Annotated in this window: 18 protein-coding genes; 9 read left to right on the forward strand and 9 right to left on the reverse strand. The window is 31.9% G+C overall.

Features of this window, described 5'->3' with window-relative positions; genetic code table 11:
* The first annotated feature begins 67 nt into the window (after window positions 1-67).
* Entirely contained in the window at window positions 68-256 is a 189-nt protein-coding gene (locus G507_RS17455; RefSeq protein ID WP_342662420.1) for a hypothetical protein, read from the forward strand.
* A 200-nt stretch (window positions 257-456) separates the two neighbouring features.
* Window positions 457-1,707 carry an NAD(P)/FAD-dependent oxidoreductase gene (locus G507_RS0100600; protein WP_026715658.1) on the forward strand — a complete coding sequence of 417 codons (1,251 nt, stop codon included), beginning with the start codon at window positions 457-459 and terminating at the stop codon, window positions 1,705-1,707.
* Window positions 1,708-2,318: 611 nt separating this feature from the next.
* Here the strand turns inward: G507_RS0100600 and mnmE are convergent.
* The gene (mnmE, locus tag G507_RS0100605) at window positions 2,319-3,737 is read right to left on the reverse strand and encodes a tRNA uridine-5-carboxymethylaminomethyl(34) synthesis GTPase MnmE (RefSeq protein ID WP_026715659.1); all 1,419 of its coding nucleotides are present in this window, start codon (window positions 3,735-3,737) and stop codon (window positions 2,319-2,321) included.
* A gap of 441 nt (window positions 3,738-4,178) precedes the next feature.
* On the opposite strand from mnmE, the gene G507_RS0100610 reads away from it, so the two are divergent.
* The gene (locus G507_RS0100610) at window positions 4,179-5,015 is read left to right on the forward strand and encodes a universal stress protein (protein ID WP_026715660.1); all 837 of its coding nucleotides are present in this window, start codon (window positions 4,179-4,181) and stop codon (window positions 5,013-5,015) included.
* Between the two features lie 64 nt (window positions 5,016-5,079).
* Here the strand turns inward: G507_RS0100610 and dnaN are convergent, their stop codons facing one another.
* The 5 genes from dnaN to G507_RS0100635 form a co-directional block, all read right to left on the reverse strand.
* The gene (gene dnaN / locus G507_RS0100615; RefSeq protein ID WP_026715661.1) at window positions 5,080-6,198 is read right to left on the reverse strand and encodes a DNA polymerase III subunit beta; all 1,119 of its coding nucleotides are present in this window, start codon (window positions 6,196-6,198) and stop codon (window positions 5,080-5,082) included.
* Window positions 6,199-6,326: 128 nt separating this feature from the next.
* Window positions 6,327-8,009, reverse strand: a complete 1,683-nt coding sequence (gldG, locus tag G507_RS0100620; RefSeq protein ID WP_026715662.1) for a gliding motility-associated ABC transporter substrate-binding protein GldG — start codon at window positions 8,007-8,009, stop codon at window positions 6,327-6,329.
* Window positions 8,009-8,734 (reverse strand): gliding motility-associated ABC transporter permease subunit GldF, encoded by a 726-nt coding sequence (gene gldF, locus G507_RS0100625; protein ID WP_026715663.1) that lies wholly within the window; start codon window positions 8,732-8,734, stop codon window positions 8,009-8,011. Before gldF ends, gldG begins: the two co-directional genes overlap by 1 nt.
* A 108-nt stretch (window positions 8,735-8,842) precedes the next feature.
* Window positions 8,843-9,139: a putative quinol monooxygenase gene (locus tag G507_RS0100630; RefSeq protein WP_026715664.1), complete on the reverse strand. Its 297-nt coding sequence runs from the start codon at window positions 9,137-9,139 to the stop codon at window positions 8,843-8,845.
* A 37-nt stretch (window positions 9,140-9,176) separates the two neighbouring features.
* Window positions 9,177-10,001, reverse strand: coding sequence for an SAM hydrolase/SAM-dependent halogenase family protein (locus G507_RS0100635; protein ID WP_026715665.1), 825 nt, complete (start codon window positions 9,999-10,001; stop codon window positions 9,177-9,179).
* A gap of 106 nt (window positions 10,002-10,107) precedes the next feature.
* Between G507_RS0100635 and G507_RS0100640 the strand changes: the two genes are divergently transcribed.
* From G507_RS0100640 to G507_RS0100660, 5 genes are all read left to right on the forward strand, one after another.
* A complete protein-coding gene (locus G507_RS0100640) occupies window positions 10,108-11,058 on the forward strand; it encodes a PhoH family protein (RefSeq protein ID WP_026715666.1) in 951 nt (316 codons plus the stop codon).
* A 200-nt stretch (window positions 11,059-11,258) separates the two neighbouring features.
* Window positions 11,259-12,692 (forward strand): alpha-amylase, encoded by a 1,434-nt coding sequence (locus G507_RS0100645; RefSeq protein WP_051191438.1) that lies wholly within the window; start codon window positions 11,259-11,261, stop codon window positions 12,690-12,692.
* A 91-nt stretch (window positions 12,693-12,783) separates the two neighbouring features.
* On the forward strand, window positions 12,784-13,596 hold the full coding sequence (locus G507_RS0100650; protein ID WP_026715668.1) for an SDR family NAD(P)-dependent oxidoreductase: 813 nt from the start codon (window positions 12,784-12,786) through the stop codon (window positions 13,594-13,596).
* Window positions 13,597-13,778: 182 nt separating this feature from the next.
* Window positions 13,779-14,291: a hypothetical protein gene (locus G507_RS16180; protein WP_035665328.1), complete on the forward strand. Its 513-nt coding sequence runs from the start codon at window positions 13,779-13,781 to the stop codon at window positions 14,289-14,291.
* A gap of 117 nt (window positions 14,292-14,408) precedes the next feature.
* Window positions 14,409-15,356 (forward strand): phosphoribosylaminoimidazolesuccinocarboxamide synthase, encoded by a 948-nt coding sequence (locus G507_RS0100660; protein ID WP_026715669.1) that lies wholly within the window; start codon window positions 14,409-14,411, stop codon window positions 15,354-15,356.
* A 67-nt stretch (window positions 15,357-15,423) separates the two neighbouring features.
* Here G507_RS0100660 and G507_RS0100665 read toward each other — a convergent pair whose 3' ends face one another.
* Together G507_RS0100665 and G507_RS0100670 are read right to left on the reverse strand one after the other, a co-directional pair.
* On the reverse strand, window positions 15,424-16,026 hold the full coding sequence (locus tag G507_RS0100665; RefSeq protein WP_026715670.1) for a DUF2238 domain-containing protein: 603 nt from the start codon (window positions 16,024-16,026) through the stop codon (window positions 15,424-15,426).
* Window positions 16,027-16,144: 118 nt separating this feature from the next.
* Window positions 16,145-17,233 (reverse strand): M42 family metallopeptidase, encoded by a 1,089-nt coding sequence (locus tag G507_RS0100670; RefSeq protein WP_026715671.1) that lies wholly within the window; start codon window positions 17,231-17,233, stop codon window positions 16,145-16,147.
* 105 nt (window positions 17,234-17,338) lie between these two features.
* Here G507_RS0100670 and G507_RS16185 point away from each other — a divergent pair, with 105 nt between their 5' ends.
* On the forward strand, window positions 17,339-18,010 hold the full coding sequence (locus G507_RS16185; protein ID WP_035665332.1) for a DUF4294 domain-containing protein: 672 nt from the start codon (window positions 17,339-17,341) through the stop codon (window positions 18,008-18,010).
* Here G507_RS16185 and G507_RS0100680 read toward each other — a convergent pair.
* Window positions 18,000-18,860: an alpha/beta fold hydrolase gene (locus tag G507_RS0100680; protein ID WP_026715672.1), complete on the reverse strand. Its 861-nt coding sequence runs from the start codon at window positions 18,858-18,860 to the stop codon at window positions 18,000-18,002. The two genes, G507_RS16185 and G507_RS0100680, sit on opposite strands and share 11 nt — an antisense overlap.
* Between the last annotated feature and the right edge of the window lie 154 nt (window positions 18,861-19,014).

The raw sequence follows: 19,014 nt of genomic DNA on the forward strand, positions 1-19,014 counted from the left end.
CGCCTTTACTTAATCTTTACTATAACCCTACAGAAAGCAATAAATACTAACCTCTAATTTTATGAATATGACACGCATTTGCATCTACCCAAAAGACATACAACAAATAACAGGTAAATCAGAAAGACATGCCCGTTATATCATAAATGCAATTAAAAAGGAAAACAACAAACAAAAACACCAAGCAGTTACCATCCAAGAATTCTGCCTCTACATGGGCTTACAAGTAGAACAAATAAACGCACTAATAAGATAAAAACCAGTCATTGCGAACGAAGTGAAGCAACCTTTTCAACAAACCGCAAACGTCATAAGAACTTCTTCTAAATCTTTCTTAACCGTCAACAGCTTACTTTTCCAACCCACCGCAAACCCTAAAAACAAACCCCAACAACTTGCGAAACACCTAACAGACCCTTATATTTGCATTAGTATAAAACAGCAAGTGCAATACCTATGAAAAAAGAAGACTATAAAATACATATCATTGGAGCAGGTGTTAGTGGATTAGTAGCGGCAAAAGTCCTAGAAGACAACGGGTACGCTCCTGTTATCATAGAAGCAACCGAAAGAGTAGGTGGTCGAGTAAAAACCGATACTGTAGAAGGCTACCAATTGGATCATGGATTTCAAGTACTGTTAACAGCTTATCCTGCAGCCCAAAAGTATTTAGATTTAGAAGCTTTGGAACTGCAGTCTTTTTTACCTGGAGCTGCTATCTTTACGAAAGGCCAACAAAAAATACTTGGCGATCCCCTTCGTGCTATATCTTTATTACTTCCCACCTTGTTTTCGGGCATAGGTACCCTTTCAGATAAGGTTAAAATACTGCGATTAAATGCCTTGTTAAAGAAAACCACCTTGACAGAGATTTTTGCTAAGCCCGAAACAACAACCTATAACTACCTGTTGGACTTCGGTTTTTCAAAAGAGATGATTGCTACATTTTTTAAACCCTTTTTTAGTGGTATTTTTTTAGAACCAGCCTTAGAAACGTCTAGTCGAATGTTTGAGTTTGTCTATAAAATGTTTGGGGAAGGTTCAGCAGCTCTACCAAAGGGAGGGATAGAAGCCATTCCAGTTCAGTTAAAAGACACACTAAAACAAACTACCTTCCTCTTTAATACTAAAGTAAAAACTGTTGAAGAAAACAAAATAATACTTACCGATGGCACAGTACTAGAAAGCCATTACACCATAATTGCAACAGAGGCAAGTGGTTTAATAAGCAGGTTAAACAACCAACAAACCCAATGGAAATCTTGTGAAACCCTTTACTTTGAAACCAACACTAAAGCCATTAGTAAACCACTTATAGGTTTAATTGCCGATAAAGATGCCCTTGTGAATAATATCTTTTATCACACCAGTCTTAAAACCAAAACTTCTGGAAGTAAAGAATTACTATCTGTCACTGTAGTCAAAGACCATGAATTAAGTCCAGAAGCGTTACAAACTCAAGTTACAAAAGAACTCAAGCAATTGTGTGGTATAGATGCCTTGCGATTTATAAAGCACTACAGCATTCCACAAGCTTTACCAAAGATGGACAACTTGCGTTATGAAATGAGTCCCTCTGCCACTAAATTAACAGCAGGTATTTTCTTAGCAGGAGATACCCAATTAAACGGGTCGCTAAATGCGGCTATGATTTCGGGAGAACGAGCAGGTTTGGGAGTGGTGGAAGCTATTGTTGGTGTGGTTTAAAACTTTGCGAATTTGCGGTTAAAGAACATATATTTTTTTAGGAACACAGATTACTTCGTCAGTTCGCACTTTCAGGCTCGGGTGGAGTAATTTGAGAAATCTTTATAATTTAATTTGTGGTTAATTTTTAAACCATATATGGCATATAAGTTTTTTTTGTTTGGGTTGAGGTGCTTTGGATAGGTTACAAAGATTAGTTTCTTTGCGAACTTTGCGTAAATCTTTCTGCTCTTTGCGGTTAAAGTACAGCTAGTTTTTTTAGGAACACAGATTTGAGTAATTGGAGAAATCTTTATAATTTAATTTGTGGTTAATTTTTAAACTATATAAGGCATATAAGTTTTTTTCATTGCGAACTTTGCGTAAAACTTTGCGCTCTTTGCGGTTATAAACATCTCGACTTCACTCTTCTTAGTTACTTTGCTTCTTAATTACTTCTAAATAAAATCTGTGAATCTGTGGCTATAAAAATTTGGGAGTAGTTTTTAAAACCACATAAGTTACATAGTTTTTTCCTTTACTGTGAAGAGGCGCTTTGCTTAACACAGAATACATAGTTTGACTTCTTCAAATCTATTTTAGACTACTCACTTCTCACTTCTCACTACTCACTATTTCCCAATACAGAAATTAGCAAAAATATTGCCAAGTAGTTCATCATTAGATACTTGTCCTGTTATTTCTCCAAAATGGAACAAGGCTTGACGGATATCAATTGCCATTAAATCAGATGACAAGTTTTGGTCTAAGCCGAATCGAACTTTAGTAATTTCTTCTAGTGCTTTTAATAGCGAATCATAATGACGTGTGTTCGTGACAATCGTTTCATTATTTCTTAAAGCACCAGTGTTTACAAAAGAGAGTAGGGTAGACTTTAGTTCTTCGATGCCTGTTTTTTGTTTTGCGGAAAGGGTTATCAGTTTTCGGTTTTCTGATGTCTGTTGGTTATCGGTCAATTGTGAAATATAGTGGTTTGTTTTTTCTGTATCTAAAACATCAACTTTATTTAAAACAATAACCAATGGTTTTATAGGGAACTTGTTCTTAATCTTTTCAATTTCAATCTTAACTTTAGGTAAACTGTCAGCCGACAACTGAGAACTGTCCACCAAAAGTAAAACTACTTGTGCTTGTTCAATCTTCTCAAAGGTCTTCTGAATTCCGATGCTTTCTATTACATCTTTGGTTTCTCTAATTCCGGCAGTGTCTATAAATCGGAAGCCAATTCCCTCTATAACTAATTCGTCTTCAATGGTATCACGTGTTGTTCCAGCAATGTCAGAAACTATCGCACGTTCTTCGTTTAGTAAGGCATTTAATAAGGTTGACTTTCCTACGTTTGGTTCCCCAACAATCGCCACTGGAATTCCGTTTTTGATAACGTTTCCAACAGCAAAGGAATCTATTAATCTTTTTAGAACGAATTCAATTCGGTTTAGTAATTCGGCAAATTGCGTTCTATCGGCAAATTCGACATCTTCTTCCGCAAAATCCAATTCTAATTCGATTAAAGAAGCGAAGTTTAGTAATTCCTCACGCAGTTTGGCTATTTCGTTAGAAAATCCACCACGCATTTGTTGCATAGCAATTTGGTGCGAAGCTTCATTGTCAGAAGAAATTAAATCAGCGACTGCTTCTGCTTGTGATAAATCGAGTTTACCGTTTAAAAAAGCCCTTAAGGTGAATTCACCTGCTTGAGCCATTTTAGCTCCTTTACGAAGCAATAATTGTATGATTTGTTGTTGTATGAAAGTAGAACCATGGCAAGACAGTTCCACAACATCTTCACCCGTATAAGAATGAGGGTTTTTGAAGATGGAAAGTAAGACTTGGTCATAGATTTTTCCGTTATCTATTATATGGCCAAGGTGTATGGTATGTGTTTTTTGTTTTGCAATATCTTTTCCAGAAACCGATTCAAATACACTTGATGCAATTGAGATAGCTTCATTTCCAGAAAGACGAATTATGGCAATAGCTCCAGCTCCTGAGGGTGTAGCTAGGGCTACTATAGTTTCTTGGTTTATCATTTATTGGGGTTTACCTTTTGATTTGTGCAAAGATACTAAGTTTAAGTGAGTTCGTAAATTATTTTCTATTGATTAGTCGCTTTACTTCGGATAGATTAAAGAGTTTAGTTCACTTGTAGCTCCTTTTTATCTTATCCCTTAACGAACTTTGCGTAAAATTTGCGAATTTGCGGTTAAAGTACATCTATTTTTTTAGGAACACAGATTACTTCGTCTGTTCGCATTTTCAGGCTCGGGTGAATAAATTGTAGAAATTTTTAATATCTATCTGCCTATGTGGTTAAAGAAAGGAACGCTGATGGTCACTGATTTTTTGTTTGTGGGTATAGTTTTGATGTACTATTTATTAATTTACTGAAAACATGATAGTTATCATGTGGCGTAAAAGAATTATTTTGTAATTTTATGGTGGATAATCTTCTAACATTTAACATTACTATTATGAAACGAATTCTTTTCCCAACTGATTTTTCTGATGTGGCTACAAATGCATTTGTTTATGCTTTAGAATTGGCAAAAATTATAGATGCTGAAATTATAGTTTTACACACTTTTCAAATGCCAATAATAGATTATCAATATTTTCCCCAAAATTATAGTCAATTATTTGATTCTTTTGAATTGGCAACCTTTGAAATGTTCAAAGATGAAATTCCAAAATTAAGAACCCTAGCAGAAAAACGTAATTTAGAGCACATTAATCTATACCATAAATTAATGGATGGTGCTTTAACAAGCAACATAAAAGATTGTATTGTGGAAGAAAAAATAGATTTTGTTGTTATGGGTACTGCTGGAGCAAGCGGATGGAAAGAATTTTTTATTGGAACCAACACTGGTGATGCTTTAACCTCTGTCAGTGTTCCTTTGTTGAGTGTTCCTTTAGAGGCTAAATATAAAAACATAAATAATATATGTTTTACTACTCGCTACAGAGATAAAGATATCAAAGCACTACAAAGTGTGTTGCAAATTGCAAAATTAATGAAAGCAGAAGTAAAATGTTTATATGTTCAGTCTTTAACTTCAGATGTTAACGAGGAAAAAATTGAAACTTGGAAGAAACTATTTGCTGATGAACAAGTTACTTTTTTTGTAGAATCAAGTGAATATATTGAAGAGACTATTATTGAATTTTTAGATTTTCATGAGATTGATATTTTAGCCATGGCTAATTACAAGCGCTCTTTCTTTGTGGAATTATTTACAACTCATTTAACCGAAAAATTATCCTATAAAACCGAGATTCCGATTTTAGTAATTCAAGAACAAGCCTAAAAAGAAAAAACCGTCTTGTTTCTACAAACAAGACGGTTTACTATATACTAGTGTTAAGGGAATTCTAGCTATTTAACATAACAGGCATTACTAACATAGTAACTGTTTCTCCTTCATCTAATCCATCAATTGGTGTCAAGATTCCAGCTCTGTTTGGCATAGACATTTCTAATTGAATTTCGTCTGATGTCAAGTTAGTCAACATTTCGGTTAAGAAACGTGAGTTAAATCCAATTTGAATATCATCACCTTGGTAATCACAAGTTAAACGTTCGTCGGCTTTGTTTGAGTAATCTATATCTTCAGCAGAAATGTTTAATTCTGTTCCTGCAATCTTTAGACGAATTTGGTGTGTTGTCTTGTTTGCGAAAATTGCCACACGACGAACAGAATTTAAAAACTGAACTCTGTTTATAATAAGTTTATTTGGATTTTCCTTTGGAATTACGGCATCGTAATTAGGATATTTACCGTCAATTAAACGACAAGTCAATATGTAATTTTCTAAGGTAAATGTTGCGTTAGAATCGTTGTATTCAATTTTAACTTCAACATCTGTTGCTCCTAAAATTCCTTTTAAAATGTTTAAAGGTTTTTTGGGCATGATAAAATCGGCTACTTCAGTTGCTACAACATCTGTACGAGCATATTTTACTAATTTGTGAGCATCTGTTGCTACAAATATTAAGCTTTGCGGTGAAAACTGAAAAAAGACTCCACTCATTACGGGTCTTAAATCATCATTTCCAGCAGCAAAAATAGTTTTGTTGATAGCTGTTGATAAAACATCTGCAGGTACTAAAGTAGAAGAAGGATCTTCTAATGCTACTGATTTAGGAAATTCATCTCCTGGAGCAAATGCTAAAGCATATTTTCCTGAATTTGAACTAATTTCAACGGTATTGTTATCTTCAACGGTAAAAGTCAAAGGTTGTTCAGGGAACGTTTTTAAGGTTTCTAAAAGTAATTTTGCGGGTAAAGCTACACTTCCAGTACTCGAAGAATCAATTTCTAAAGAGGCTGTCATGGTAGTTTCTAAATCGGATGCAGAAACTTTAAGAGAATTATTGTCTAATTCAAATAAAAAATTATCTAAAATAGGTAAGGTGTTACTGTTGTTAATAACACTACCTAATACTTGTAGTTGCTTTAATAAATAAGAGCTCGATACGATAAACTTCATCTTCTGGGTTTTAAAAATCCTTATTAATTTTAAGGATTACAAATATAATTTTAAATTTTGAAAATACAATCATTATTTCTTGTAGATTTTCGTATAGTCAGATTTTAGATTTTCGGAGAAATACAATTCTATTTCACGTATTTTCTTTTCCTTAAATAAGTAAACAAAAAGCCAAACAATCCAAGAAGAGCTAATGGTAATCCTATTGTAATGATTTGGGCAAAAGTGTAATTCTCATATACTTTTTCTTTGTCTAACAAAGGTAAATCTACATCTTTACTTCTTATGTTAATTAAGCCGTTATCGTCTAATAAATAGTTGACACAATTCATTAAAAATTCTTTGTTTCCATAAAGTTGGTTGGTAAATTTATCAAAACCAAGTTCCATTGGATAACCGTCTTTATCTATCTGATTCTTAATAACATCGCCATCTGAAATAAATATCATTTTTGATTCTTTATCAATGTCTTTAAATTTTGAATCTTTAATTGGAAGCACTCTGTTTTTATAAACGGATTTGAATTTTCCTTCTAATAAAATAGCCATTGGCAGTAATCCACCATTTGGATAATCTGTAGGTTTTGTTTCTTCTGTGACTAAATCTAACGCAATTGGCAAAGGTGTTCCAACTGGTTTAGAATACGCTGAGCTGGTCAAAAGGACGGTTTTCTTAATGTCATTTTTAAGAATTTCAATCGGATTGGCAAATTCAAACTTAATACCTTCCATATTCTTTACAATGGGATGGTTTGAAGCTGGATAAACAAACGGAGAAAAACGCCAAGAAAACTCCTGGTATTGGGTTTGACTTCCTTCTTGCCCAGTAGCCAATTTTATTGGTGTAGCTTGTTCGTCTTTGACTAATTGACCATTAACGCGAAGTCCATATTGAAACAATTGGTCGGTTAAATTCAAATCTAATGGATATGCTAATATTTGGGGTTGTGTAAATAAACTATCCATGTCAGCCTTGACAGCATCAACTAACCAAAGCGTTTTTCCACCATTTACAATAAATTGATCAATAACTTGTTTTTCTTCATCAGAGAAAGCTATTGTTGGCTTTGCTATGATTGCCATGTCGTATTTTTGCAAAGCTTCAATAGTCTCAATAGGCTTGTTTGCAAGAGAATCTAAGGTAAAAGTCCCAATATAATAACTTTCACGAACAGTTTTTAAGAAATCGGCTATATAAAGATCATCTAATTCACCATTTCCTTTTAAAACGGCAATTTTCTTTTGTTTTTGTTTGGTGATTTTATTCAGTGCATCTGCAAAAGCAAATTCCATATGTTGTACAGAACTGATTACTTTTTCTTCTGTAGTGGCACCCATTAAGTTCTTAAGCAAACCTACTTTTGTACTTTTATCACCATAAGTGGCTACTGCCCAAGGAAAAACTACTTCTTGTGATTGTTTTCCTTTATCTTCAACAGTAATACTCAAGGGCATTAAACCTCTTTCGTAAAAGTTTTTCATTACTTCCACACGTTCTTCTTCTTTTTCGATTGGATTAACGAATTGAAAAATAATGTTTGAATTGTAAGCCGTAAATTCTTCTAAAAGTTGTCTGGTTTCGTTTTGTAAGCGTTTGAATTCAGGAGGAAACTTTCCTTCTAAAAACACATCAATATATAAAGGGGAATCTACTGATTCTATAATACCTAAAGTCGTTTCTGATAAAGTGTATCGTTTGTCTTTGGTTAAATCAAATCGTTTGAAAAAGTAATTTCCAAAAATATTGATTGCCAACAAAATGGCAGCTGTGATTCCTAATTGTTTAAGGCTATTTTTTTTATTTGCTTCCATTACCCTTTTAAAGATTTAAGTTGATAAACAGTTGCTGCTAAAAATAAGATAGTGACACTTATAAAATACAAAACATCTCTAGTATCAATAACACCACGACTCATACTTTTAAAATGATAATCCATTCCAAATGAAGCAAAAAGACCACTAAATTCTCCCATAAAACTTGCAATTCCATCAAATCCAAAATAGAAAAAGAAACATAAGAAAACCGAAATGATAAAAGCTACAATTTGATTTTCCGAAAGAGTAGAAGTAAAAACTCCAATAGCAGTATATCCAGCAATTAGAAATAAAAGGCCAAAATAAGAACCCATTGTGCTTCCCATATCAATATTCCCTTCTGGATTTCCAAAATAGGAAATCATGACTACGTAAATTAAGGTTGGAATGATAGCAATGATGATTAGTACTAAAGCACCAAAGAATTTTCCGTTTACAATTTCCCATATAGAAAGAGGTTTTGTAAATAACAATTCAATAGTTCCTTGTTTTTTTTCATCTGAAAAACTTCGCATGGTTACAGCTGGAATCAAGAAAATTAAAATCCAAGGAGCTAATTTAAAAAACGGACTCATATCAGCAAATCCCGAATTCGGAATATTAAAATCTCCTTCAAAAACCCATAAAAATAATCCGTTGAGTACTAAAAAAATGGCAATTACCAAATAGCCAATCGGTGAACCAAAAAAGGATTTTATTTCTCTTAAAAGTAATGCTTTCATATTTTATTATTAATTCTTTTTAGTTTCAAACTGTTTCTTATGGTTTCAGATTGTTTTGCAAAAGTATTATTTAACTTGAAACTCTTAAACAAAATGAAACAAAAAAAACTAATTTAATGAAACTAATTTGTCTACACTCCAAGCTTCAGGTTTATCACTAAACAAAGCTTTAGTAAATTTCCAAACACCACCAAAGAGTTCAGACTTTCTATAGTTTTCTAGATCTGATTCGTTTTCCCAATAACTATAGGTAAAGAAAATGCGTGGATCATTTTTATCTTGATATAATTCTAATAAACGGTTTCCTTCGAAATTTCGTATATGGTTTTTAACTTCTTCAAAATTTTCTAGGAAAGTTTCGATTTTATCTTCTTGAAAACGCATTTTTACAATTCTTACAAACATAATTTATGGTTATAGGTTTTGGGTAATAGGTTATTGGTTAATTAAATTTCACAGTTACTGAATCTCTGAACCTTAGTCCAATTAAAGAGGTAGCTGTTCCTAACGAATCTGGAGTTCCATTGTAAATGGCGATTTCTAAATAACCAGCTTCGTTAAATATGGCCAAATAATCACCTTCATACTTTTTTAAGGATTTATTTGGGCTAACTATAAAATCGGAATAATTTTTATGAACCCGATTAAGGGTTTTATTTTTGAATTTAATTTCAAAACTTCTGTTTTTAGCGACTTCATCAAATGCTTTTTTAGTAATGTTTGTCACGCAATTCCCAAAATGATCAATATATATAATAGTCCCTTTTATTTCTTCAAAGGTATCAGAAATAGTCAGTTTTTGGGTATAAAATTCGCTTAAAGCTTCAATCTCTTTTCCAATAACGCTAATATTTCCTCCTTTTGCTAAATGACAGGCAACCGTTGCAAAAACATTCATATCAGAAGTATCTTCTAATCTGTCATGTATAGTAATTACGGCTATTTTTTGGGCTTTTTTCTTTTGGATTAAAGCATTTAATATACCATTATCTGCTGCAATAAAAAATTGATCTTCCCACTGCAATACTATATGTTTTACGTTTTCAATTCGTTCGGCATTTACGCAAACGATATGCACTGTGTTTTTTGGGAAGTTTTTATAGGAAGCTTCAATTATGTAGCTGGTTTCAAATATATTAAAGTAATTTATTTGATGGGATAAGTCAACTATTTTAGCTTCTAAAAATTGAGATAATATTTTCCCTTTCAGAGCACCAACATAATGGTCTTTGTATCCAAAATCAGATGTAAGGGTAATTATTGACATAAATTTGTTTATAACTTAAAATAAAAGAGGCATTATTTTTCTTAAATTTGAATGCAAAGCTAATGTATTTTTTAGCGTACCAAAAATAATTTAAAAAAGAAAGCCCTTGAACGAACGAATCATTGAATTAATCGACATTGCTCCAAAAGAATTTTGGGGAACACAAGATGCCAATCTTGAAGCTATCAAAAAATATTATCCAAAACTTAAAATAGTTGCTAGAGGAACTATTTTAAAAGCCTACGGTGAAGAAGAGGTTTTAAACGAGTTTGAGGTGCGTTTTAGGCGATTAATGCAACATTTCACCCGATACAACAGAATAGATGATAACGTTATTTTGCGTGTCTTAGAGAGTGACGCACAGGAAACTCAAGTCATGGATAACAAAGATAAAATTCTGGTGCATGGAATTGGTGGAAAATTGATAAAAGCCATGACACCAAATCAGCAAAAATTAGTTGATTTAGTGTATAAAAACGATATGGTTTTTGCCATTGGTCCAGCTGGAACAGGTAAAACCTACACTGGTGTTGCTATGGCAGTAAAAGCGTTGAAGGAAAAACAAGTCAAACGTATTATCTTAACCAGACCAGCTGTGGAAGCCGGAGAGAACTTAGGTTTCTTGCCTGGTGATATGAAAGAAAAATTAGATCCATACATGCAACCTTTGTATGATGCATTGCGCGACATGTTGCCTCCACAAACTTTAGAAGATTATATTTTAAAAGGAATCATTCAAATTGCCCCTTTGGCTTTTATGCGTGGACGTACATTAGATCATGCTTTTGTAATCTTAGATGAAGCACAAAACACAACCCATAACCAAATGAAGATGTTTTTAACCCGTATGGGTAAAAATGCAAAATTCATGATAACAGGTGATCCAGGTCAGGTCGATTTACCTAGAAGAACAACTTCTGGATTAAAAGAAGCTATACTTGTCTTAAAAGATGTTGAAGGTATTGGAATTATTTATTTAGATGATAAAGATATTGTTAGGCATAGATTAGTTGGAAAAGTTATTGAAGCTTATAAAAGTATTGAGAATCGTGATTAGATGAGAGATGCAAGATGAGAGATATTTAGACTTAACTTTAAAACCATTTATGAAAATAGATGGTTTTTTTTACGGCTTAACCGTATATATGACAAACTTATGAACACGAAAACGTTTTCGTTATTGTTTTCATAATTAATCGATTATTTTTTTGATGATTTTGTATTAATTTAGGATAATTAATAATAAAATAATAAATCATGAAACAAAAAATTCAATTAGGCTTTTTGACATTAGGTATTGTTTTCTCTTTAACTTCTTGTGAAAAAAATGATGAAACTTTAAATACACCTAGTTCATCTTCTAAAGATTTTAAGGTTATAAATGTTACTAAACATGACGGAAAACCATTTAGCACAGGAACATCGAGTAATGTTGAAAAATTTGTAGCTGGCCCAGGTGGTGGAGTTATGATGCAAGCGTTCTATTGGGATGTACCAGCAGGTGGAACTTGGTGGAATGTAGTAAAAGGTAAAGTTACGGCTTGGGGAAATGCTGGAATTGAATCTATTTGGTTGCCTCCTGCTTCAAAAGCTCAAAATGGTCCTTTTTCAATGGGGTACGATCCAACGGATTATTATGATTTTGGAAATTTTAACCAAAACGGAACTACTGAAACTAGATTTGGTTCAAAAACGGAGTTGACAAGTTTAATTACGGCTGCTCATGGACAATCCATGAAAGTCTATGCTGATATTGTTCTTAATCATAATAGTGGTGGTCAGTCTGAAGCTAATCCATTTACAGGAACCAATACTTACACAAAATTTAATGTTGCTTCTGGGAAGTTTAATCGGACTTATAATGATTTTTATAAAAATGGCTATGGTAATAATGATGAAGGGGCATTTGGAGGTTTCCCAGATTTATGTCACGCAAATCCTTATGTCCAAGATTGGTTGTGGGGTAGGTCAGATGCTGTTGGGAAATATTATAAAAATACCATGAAATTTGATGGTTGGCGTTTTGACTATGTAAAAGGATTTGGTCCATGGGTTGTGAATCAATGGAATGCTAATGTAGGAGGATTTTCTGTTGGTGAATATTGGGATTCAAATGTAAATACCTTAGAATGGTGGGCAAATAATGCGAATAGTTCTGTTTTTGATTTTGCTTGTTATTATAAAATGAATGATGCTTTTGACGGCAATAATTTAGCTTTACTTAATGATGATATGATGTGGAAAAGAAATCCATACAAAGCAGTAACCTTCGTCACTAATCATGATACGGATGAAATTTATAATAAAAACTTGGCTTATGCTTACATTTTAACTCATGAGGGTTATCCAACTCTTTTCTATAAGGATTATGAAGAATGGTTGGATAAAAACAAATTGAATAACCTAATTTGGATTCATAACAACAAAGCTACGGGAACAACATCTATTCTATATTCAGATAATGATGAATACATAGCAAGAAGAAATGGGTATAATGGAAATCCAGGATTAGTAGTTTATTTAAATAATTCTGACACCTGGCAAGAACGATGGATTCAAACCAATTGGAGTAATGCTCAAATTAAAGATTTTACTGGAAGTTCAACTTGGCTTCCTACAACTCAAGGGGATAAATGGGTAAAAATCCAATGTGCACCCAAAAGCTATTCAGTTTGGTCCATAAATATGTAAAATTCAAAGAGTCATTACTACATTGAAATGGCTCTTCTGTTTTTAAACCATAATTTATTGTATTTTGCGGCTCATTTAAAATCATAAAATATTGAAAACTGTTCTTATAACAGGAGCTTGTGGTGGTTTAGGTAATAAAATGTCAATGTATTTTGCGGAAAAAGGGTGGCAAGTAATTGCAACTGTGCATCATTTTGACTTGGTTGAAGGCTTAACTATTCATCCAAATATAAAGTTTTATGCTTTAGACGTTACATCAACTGAAAGCATTGAAACAGCCAAAAAAGAAATCCTTAAAGATTATAAAACTATTGATGTTATTATTAACAACGCAGGAAAAGGATACAGGAGTTTTGTAGAGCTTTCAACGGATTCTGAAATAGATTCTATTGTAAATGTTAATTGGTTAGGAGTTGTAAAAACTTGTAGGGCTTTTATTCCAGTATTTAGAGCACAAAATTTTGGACAATTTATTAATATTACCTCTGTAGCAGGTTTAGTAAATTTACCTTTAGGAAATTTTTATCATTCTACAAAACAAGCCATTGAAAGCTTTTCTGAATGTATGTCTTATGAATTAATTGATTTTAACATTAGTGTTTGTACGGTTCAATTTGGAAATGCGCCTACTAATTTCCAAAAAAATGTCATAAAATCTAAACCAACCAATAATGTACATTATAATGCTATGATGCTTAAAATCGATACTATATTGGCTAAAAAAACATGCAAGAATAATGATTTGATTGACACAATTGTAGAGAAAATATATAGAATATCCGAAAACCCGAAAAAAAGTTTTAGAAGATATGCCATTGGTTTTGATGCTAATTTTATGAAATATTTCAGAAGAATTTTATGTTATAGAGCTTTTAACTTCGTAATTAAGAAAAAGATTTTATAACAACAGAATAAATTTAAACAGCTCTATAGTCTAAAGCCAATTAGTAATTTGATTGGCTTTTTGTTTGGTATTCAGTTATATAAACCATTTTATCCTTTAATTCTATAAATCTTACCGAAAATCTTGTAAATCATTCTTGCTTGACCGGACTACATTTGTCTCATTAACTAAAAGAAGAAAGTATGAAAAATTTATTTATGATTATCGGTTTATTAGGGTTCAGTGCAATGTTTGCACAACAAAGTGAAATTGACATTACACCAGATAATTCTTGGCTTAAAGCAGGATTAACTGCAGGAATTCCAGTGGGAGATGCAAGCGATGTATCGTCATTTAATTTAGGATTAGATGTTAGAGGTCAATATTTATTCAATCCTAATTTTGCTATTGGTGTAGCTTCTGGTTACAGTCATTTCTTTGCAAAAGATAATTTAGAAGATTTTGGAATTGTGCCAGTTGCAGGATACTTACGTTATTATTTTACACCAAGTGGAATTTTTATTGGTTCTGATTTAGGGTATGGATTTTTAACTAATGTAGAAAATAATGAAGGTGGTTTATATGTAAACCCACAATTAGGGTACCACAACAGAGATTGGAACATTTACGCTTTTTACCAAAATACATTTGCAGAAAACGATGTTGATTTGCAAACTGTTGGTTTAGGTGTTACGTACAATATTCGTTTTAAATAAGCGATTTTTGTTTAATTAAGTTTGAAAGGAGAAAGTAATTTCTCCTTTTTTTATTTTGATATTGTTTGGCATTGGTAAACAAATTACATTTGCATAACAAACAACATACTACTTTAAATGAATACAATTACTACTACCAATTTCAATTTTCCAAATCAAAAATCGGTTTATCACGGAAAAGTTAGAGAAGTTTATAACATCAATGATGACTTATTGGTTATGGTTGCTACAGATAGACTTTCAGCTTTTGATGTCGTTATGCCCAAAGGAATTCCATATAAAGGTCAAATTTTAAACCAAATTGCTACACGATTTATGGAGTTAACTTCAGATATTGTCCCGAATTGGTTAATTGCAACTCCTGACCCTAGCGTTGCAGTTGGACATTTATGTGAACCTTTTAAAGTTGAAATGGTTATTCGTGGCTATTTAGCCGGACATTCAGCAAGAGAATATGCTTTAGGAAAAAGAATGCTTTGTGGAGTAGCTTTAACGGAAGGATTAAAAGAAAATGATAAATTTCCGATACCAATAATTACACCTTCAACAAAAGCAGCTAATGGAGAACACGATGAAGATATTTCGCGTGAAGATATTTTAGCCAATGGAATTGTTAACGAAGAGGATTATCTAGTTTTAGAAGAATACACAAGAGCTTTATACCAAAGAGGTACTGAAATTGCTGCTTCTCGCGGATTAATTTTAGTGGATACCAAATACGAATTCGGAAAAACAAAAGACGGTCAAATCGTATTAATTGACGAAATTCACACTCCAGATTCATCGCGTTATTTTTATGCTGAAGGCTATCAAGACAGACAAGATAGAGGTGAAGCTCAAAAGCAATTATCTAAAGAATTTGTACGTCAATGGTTAATTGCAAATGGTTTTCAAGGAAAAGACGGACAACAAATTCCGGATATGTCTGATGAATACATTGCAACCGTTTCAGATAGATACATTGAATTATATGAAAATATTCTTGGAGAAAAATTCGTAAAAGCTGATATTTCTAATATTAATGATAGAATAGAAGAAAATGTATTAGCTTATTTGAAGAAATAGTAACTATTATATTTGAACCATTAAGAAATTAAGTTTCATTTAGTTTTTCTAAATTTTTCTAAATTTCTTAATGGTTTAACTTTTTCAAAAACTTATCTTGAGATTTACTCATAAACACCAAAGCACAAATAGCACCAATCGTAGCATAAAGCATATCAGATTGTGTGTCCCAAATGTAACCTTGTGTTCCTAAAAAAGCATCACCACCTTCACCAGTCATAAGAGAAACAGCCCATTCAATCCATTCATAAGCAGCGCTAATTGCTAGACAAATGCTGACAATTATAAAATTGAAAAAGCTTTTGTTGGCAATCACATTTTTTCTGATAAACAATTCACGAATAATTAAAGCTGGAACAAAACCTTGAGCAAAGTGTCCTACTTTATCATAATTGTTTCTACTTTGTTCAAATACTTCTTTAATCCAATCAAATAAAGGAACTTCAGCATAAGTATAATGTCCTCCAATAAAGAGAATGATACAATGAATTAGGATAAAAAAGTAAGTGAAATCAGTAAATCGAAACTTCTTAAAAGTAAAAGCTAAAATCAATAATCCTATAATTGCAGGAATTATTTCCAAAAAGCAAGTAAATCCTTCATTTGGGTTTATGATGGTCCAAATTAGTGTTCCAAAAAACACAGTCAACATTATGTAGATGTTTTTCATAAAGTGTTAAAAAAGTAAAGTAGTTAAAAGGTTAAAAGGGATTGTCGAAAAACTAGTTTCAAAAATCCCTTTAATCTTTTGTCTGAAAATCCATTATCTGAATATCCGTAAATCTTAATTATTTAAAATAAGAAAACGTTTCATTATTTTCGATTTTCAATAATGATTCATAAATCAATTTAATTACGTTTTCAACATCATCTCTGTGAACCATTTCCACAGTTGTATGCATATAACGTAAAGGTAAAGATATTAATGCAGAAGCCACACCACCATTGCTATAAGCAAAAGCATCCGTATCTGTTCCAGTTGCTCTAGAAGAAGCATTTCTTTGGAAAGGAATTTTATTTTCTGTAGCAGTATCAACAATCATTTCACGTAAAACGTTTTGAGTGGCTGGTGCATAAGCAATAACCGGACCTTTACCCATTTTTAAATCACCTTCGATTTTTTTGTCAATCATTGGAGTAGAAGTATCGTGACAAACATCTGTAACAATAGCAACATTTGGTTTGATGCTTTGTGTTATCATTTCAGCACCACGAAGACCGATTTCTTCTTGTACTGAGTTTACAATATACAATCCAAAAGGTAATGTTTTTTTGTTTTCTTTCAATAAACGAGCTACTTCAGCAATCATAAATCCACCCATTCTATTATCAATAGCACGACAAATGAATTTGTTTTCGTTCAAAATTTCAAATACATCAGGATAAGTTATCACACAACCTACATGAACGCCCATTTTTTCAACTTCTTCCTTAGTTTCACAACCACAATCGATAAAAATATTATCAATTCTTGCTGGTTCTTCTTTCGATTTATTTCTTGTGTGAATTGCTGGCCAACCAAAAACACCTTTTACGATTCCTTTTTTAGTATGAATATGAACTCGTTTTGAAGGAGCAATCATGTGATCACTTCCACCATTTCTAATTACATAAATAAATCCGTCATCAGTAATATAGTTTACGTACCAAGCAATTTCGTCAGAATGTCCTTCAATTACTACTTTATATTTTGCATCTGGATTAATAATTCCAACAGCTGTACCATAAGTATCTGTAGTAAAAGTATCCACATATGGTTTTAAATAATCCATCCAAATTTTCTGTCCTTCCGATTCATAACCAGTTGGAGATGCATTGTTTAAATATTTTTCTAAAAAGGTAAGCGAAGCTTTGTTTAATATTGATTTTGTACTCATAAAGTTTTAATTTTTTGCTAAATTAAGAATTAGTAAGTAGACTTACACATTAATTCTATATTTTTGGTCTATTATTTGATTCATAAAAAACAAATAATTATTTGCATGAAAAAATTAACCTACTTATTATACCTTTTCATTCCTTTTTTGTCTTTTGCGCAAGATAAAGATTCGATAGTGACTACAACAGATACAATTCGGTATACCATAGAATTAGAAGAAGTTATTTTAACGAATAATGGAGCTTACACTTTGAGTGAAGAACAGAAGCGAATGGCAATTTTAAAACGTAGGGTTTATAAAACATATCCTTATGCTAAGGTGGCTTCTGAAAAATTAGTGGCTATGAATAGTGTCATGGAAAAATTAAAAACCGAAAAAGAAAAAAAGAAATATTTTAAAATTGTTGAAAAATTCTTGACAGAAGAATTTGAAGCCAAACTAAAAAAACTTTCTAGAAAAGACGGACAAATTTTAGTAAAACTAATTAATAGACAAACAGGAAGTACAACCTTTGATTTGATTAAAGATTTAAAAAGTGGCTGGAAGGCTTTTTGGTCTAACAGTACCGCAAGATTGTTTGATATAAATCTAAAAACAGCATATCAACCTTACACCGTATTGGAAGATTTTAATATTGAAAGTATTTTATTGACTGCTTTTGAAAACCATCTTTTACCAAGACAAGAAGCAAAAGAGCCAATAGATTTAGCTAAACTTATTAGTGTTTGGAAAGAAAAAACAGCTGAAATGAAAGCAGAGCAAACTAATCAATAAACTGATTGATTTGATTAATTACTTCATCACTTCCTAAAATTTTTCTGTGTCCCAGTTCTTTGGTTAAAAATAAAATACTGTTTTTAGAATGTTTATGAATATTTTCTGCACAATAAGCACCAACTTCTACATCATCTTTGTCGTGAATTATTAAATGAGGAATATCAAAATTTTGAATTACAGTATTAGAATCATAATCTGACATTTTATCATTTAATTTCTTTTCAAAATAAGCCGTTAATTTTGGAGCTAAAGTAGATTTTAATTGTAATTGTTTAACAAAATCCTCTACAATATCAGAAATTTTATCACCACTACCAATAGTCACAATTTTTTTGGTTTTAAATCCTTTTTTCAACGCATTTATTATAGCCATTCCACCTAGCGAGTGTCCAATGGCATAATCAAAAGGGCCTAACTTTTTTTCTAGAGTCAAAATGCATTCAATAAACTCGAGCATCATGGATTTGTTGCCATTAGATTTACCATGACCAGGAGCATCAAAACTAATTACTTCATATCCCTTTGCAACCATAGCATCAGCAATCTTGTATAATTGAGTTCCTCTTCCAGACCAACCGTGAACTAATAATATTTTTTTCTCTCCTTTTCCATAATGATAAACGACAACTGTTTTATTTAGGCTTTCAATAAATATATTTTGTTGAGTACTTTCATCAAGCATTGGTTTTTCTCTTTTCGGAACTTTATATTTTATTGGAGTTGTGAATAATTTGGCTGCAAATCTTAAAGTTAATGCAGTTGAAATGCTTTGAAGTAGTTTACCCGTTTTAATTATAAAGGAAGGAATCTCAATTCCTTGTTTATTTTTAGAAGGCTTTTTTGACATTTATTGTAGGTTTTAAATGCAAATTTACTATTAATTTATCAGATAAAAGTTAGATTAACGTTGTTTTAAAACTCTTTATCTATTTTTTTTTAAATTTACTTTAAGCATTATTTTTGTTAGTATTTATTTGTATTTTTATACCATTAAATTAAAA

Origin of the sequence: Flavobacterium gelidilacus DSM 15343, from assembly GCF_000422685.1 — a bacterium.
In the GTDB taxonomy this organism is placed as follows: Bacteria; Bacteroidota; Bacteroidia; order Flavobacteriales; family Flavobacteriaceae; genus Flavobacterium; species Flavobacterium gelidilacus.

What these genes read in the sequence shown, in the direction of transcription:
- G507_RS17455 (WP_342662420.1), top strand. Translation starts at nt 68, where the DNA reads ATGACACGCATTTGCATCTACCCAAAAGACATACAACAAATAACAGGT.
- G507_RS0100600 (WP_026715658.1), top strand. Translation starts at nt 457, where the DNA reads ATGAAAAAAGAAGACTATAAAATACATATCATTGGAGCAGGTGTTAGT.
- mnmE (WP_026715659.1), bottom strand. Translation starts at nt 3,737, where the DNA reads ATGATAAACCAAGAAACTATAGTAGCCCTAGCTACACCCTCAGGAGCT.
- G507_RS0100610 (WP_026715660.1), top strand. Translation starts at nt 4,179, where the DNA reads ATGAAACGAATTCTTTTCCCAACTGATTTTTCTGATGTGGCTACAAAT.
- dnaN (WP_026715661.1), bottom strand. Translation starts at nt 6,198, where the DNA reads ATGAAGTTTATCGTATCGAGCTCTTATTTATTAAAGCAACTACAAGTA.
- gldG (WP_026715662.1), bottom strand. Translation starts at nt 8,009, where the DNA reads ATGGAAGCAAATAAAAAAAATAGCCTTAAACAATTAGGAATCACAGCT.
- gldF (WP_026715663.1), bottom strand. Translation starts at nt 8,734, where the DNA reads ATGAAAGCATTACTTTTAAGAGAAATAAAATCCTTTTTTGGTTCACCG.
- G507_RS0100630 (WP_026715664.1), bottom strand. Translation starts at nt 9,139, where the DNA reads ATGTTTGTAAGAATTGTAAAAATGCGTTTTCAAGAAGATAAAATCGAA.
- G507_RS0100635 (WP_026715665.1), bottom strand. Translation starts at nt 10,001, where the DNA reads ATGTCAATAATTACCCTTACATCTGATTTTGGATACAAAGACCATTAT.
- G507_RS0100645 (WP_051191438.1), top strand. Translation starts at nt 11,259, where the DNA reads ATGAAACAAAAAATTCAATTAGGCTTTTTGACATTAGGTATTGTTTTC.
- G507_RS16180 (WP_035665328.1), top strand. Translation starts at nt 13,779, where the DNA reads ATGAAAAATTTATTTATGATTATCGGTTTATTAGGGTTCAGTGCAATG.
- G507_RS0100660 (WP_026715669.1), top strand. Translation starts at nt 14,409, where the DNA reads ATGAATACAATTACTACTACCAATTTCAATTTTCCAAATCAAAAATCG.
- G507_RS0100665 (WP_026715670.1), bottom strand. Translation starts at nt 16,026, where the DNA reads ATGAAAAACATCTACATAATGTTGACTGTGTTTTTTGGAACACTAATT.
- G507_RS0100670 (WP_026715671.1), bottom strand. Translation starts at nt 17,233, where the DNA reads ATGAGTACAAAATCAATATTAAACAAAGCTTCGCTTACCTTTTTAGAA.
- G507_RS16185 (WP_035665332.1), top strand. Translation starts at nt 17,339, where the DNA reads ATGAAAAAATTAACCTACTTATTATACCTTTTCATTCCTTTTTTGTCT.
- G507_RS0100680 (WP_026715672.1), bottom strand. Translation starts at nt 18,860, where the DNA reads ATGTCAAAAAAGCCTTCTAAAAATAAACAAGGAATTGAGATTCCTTCC.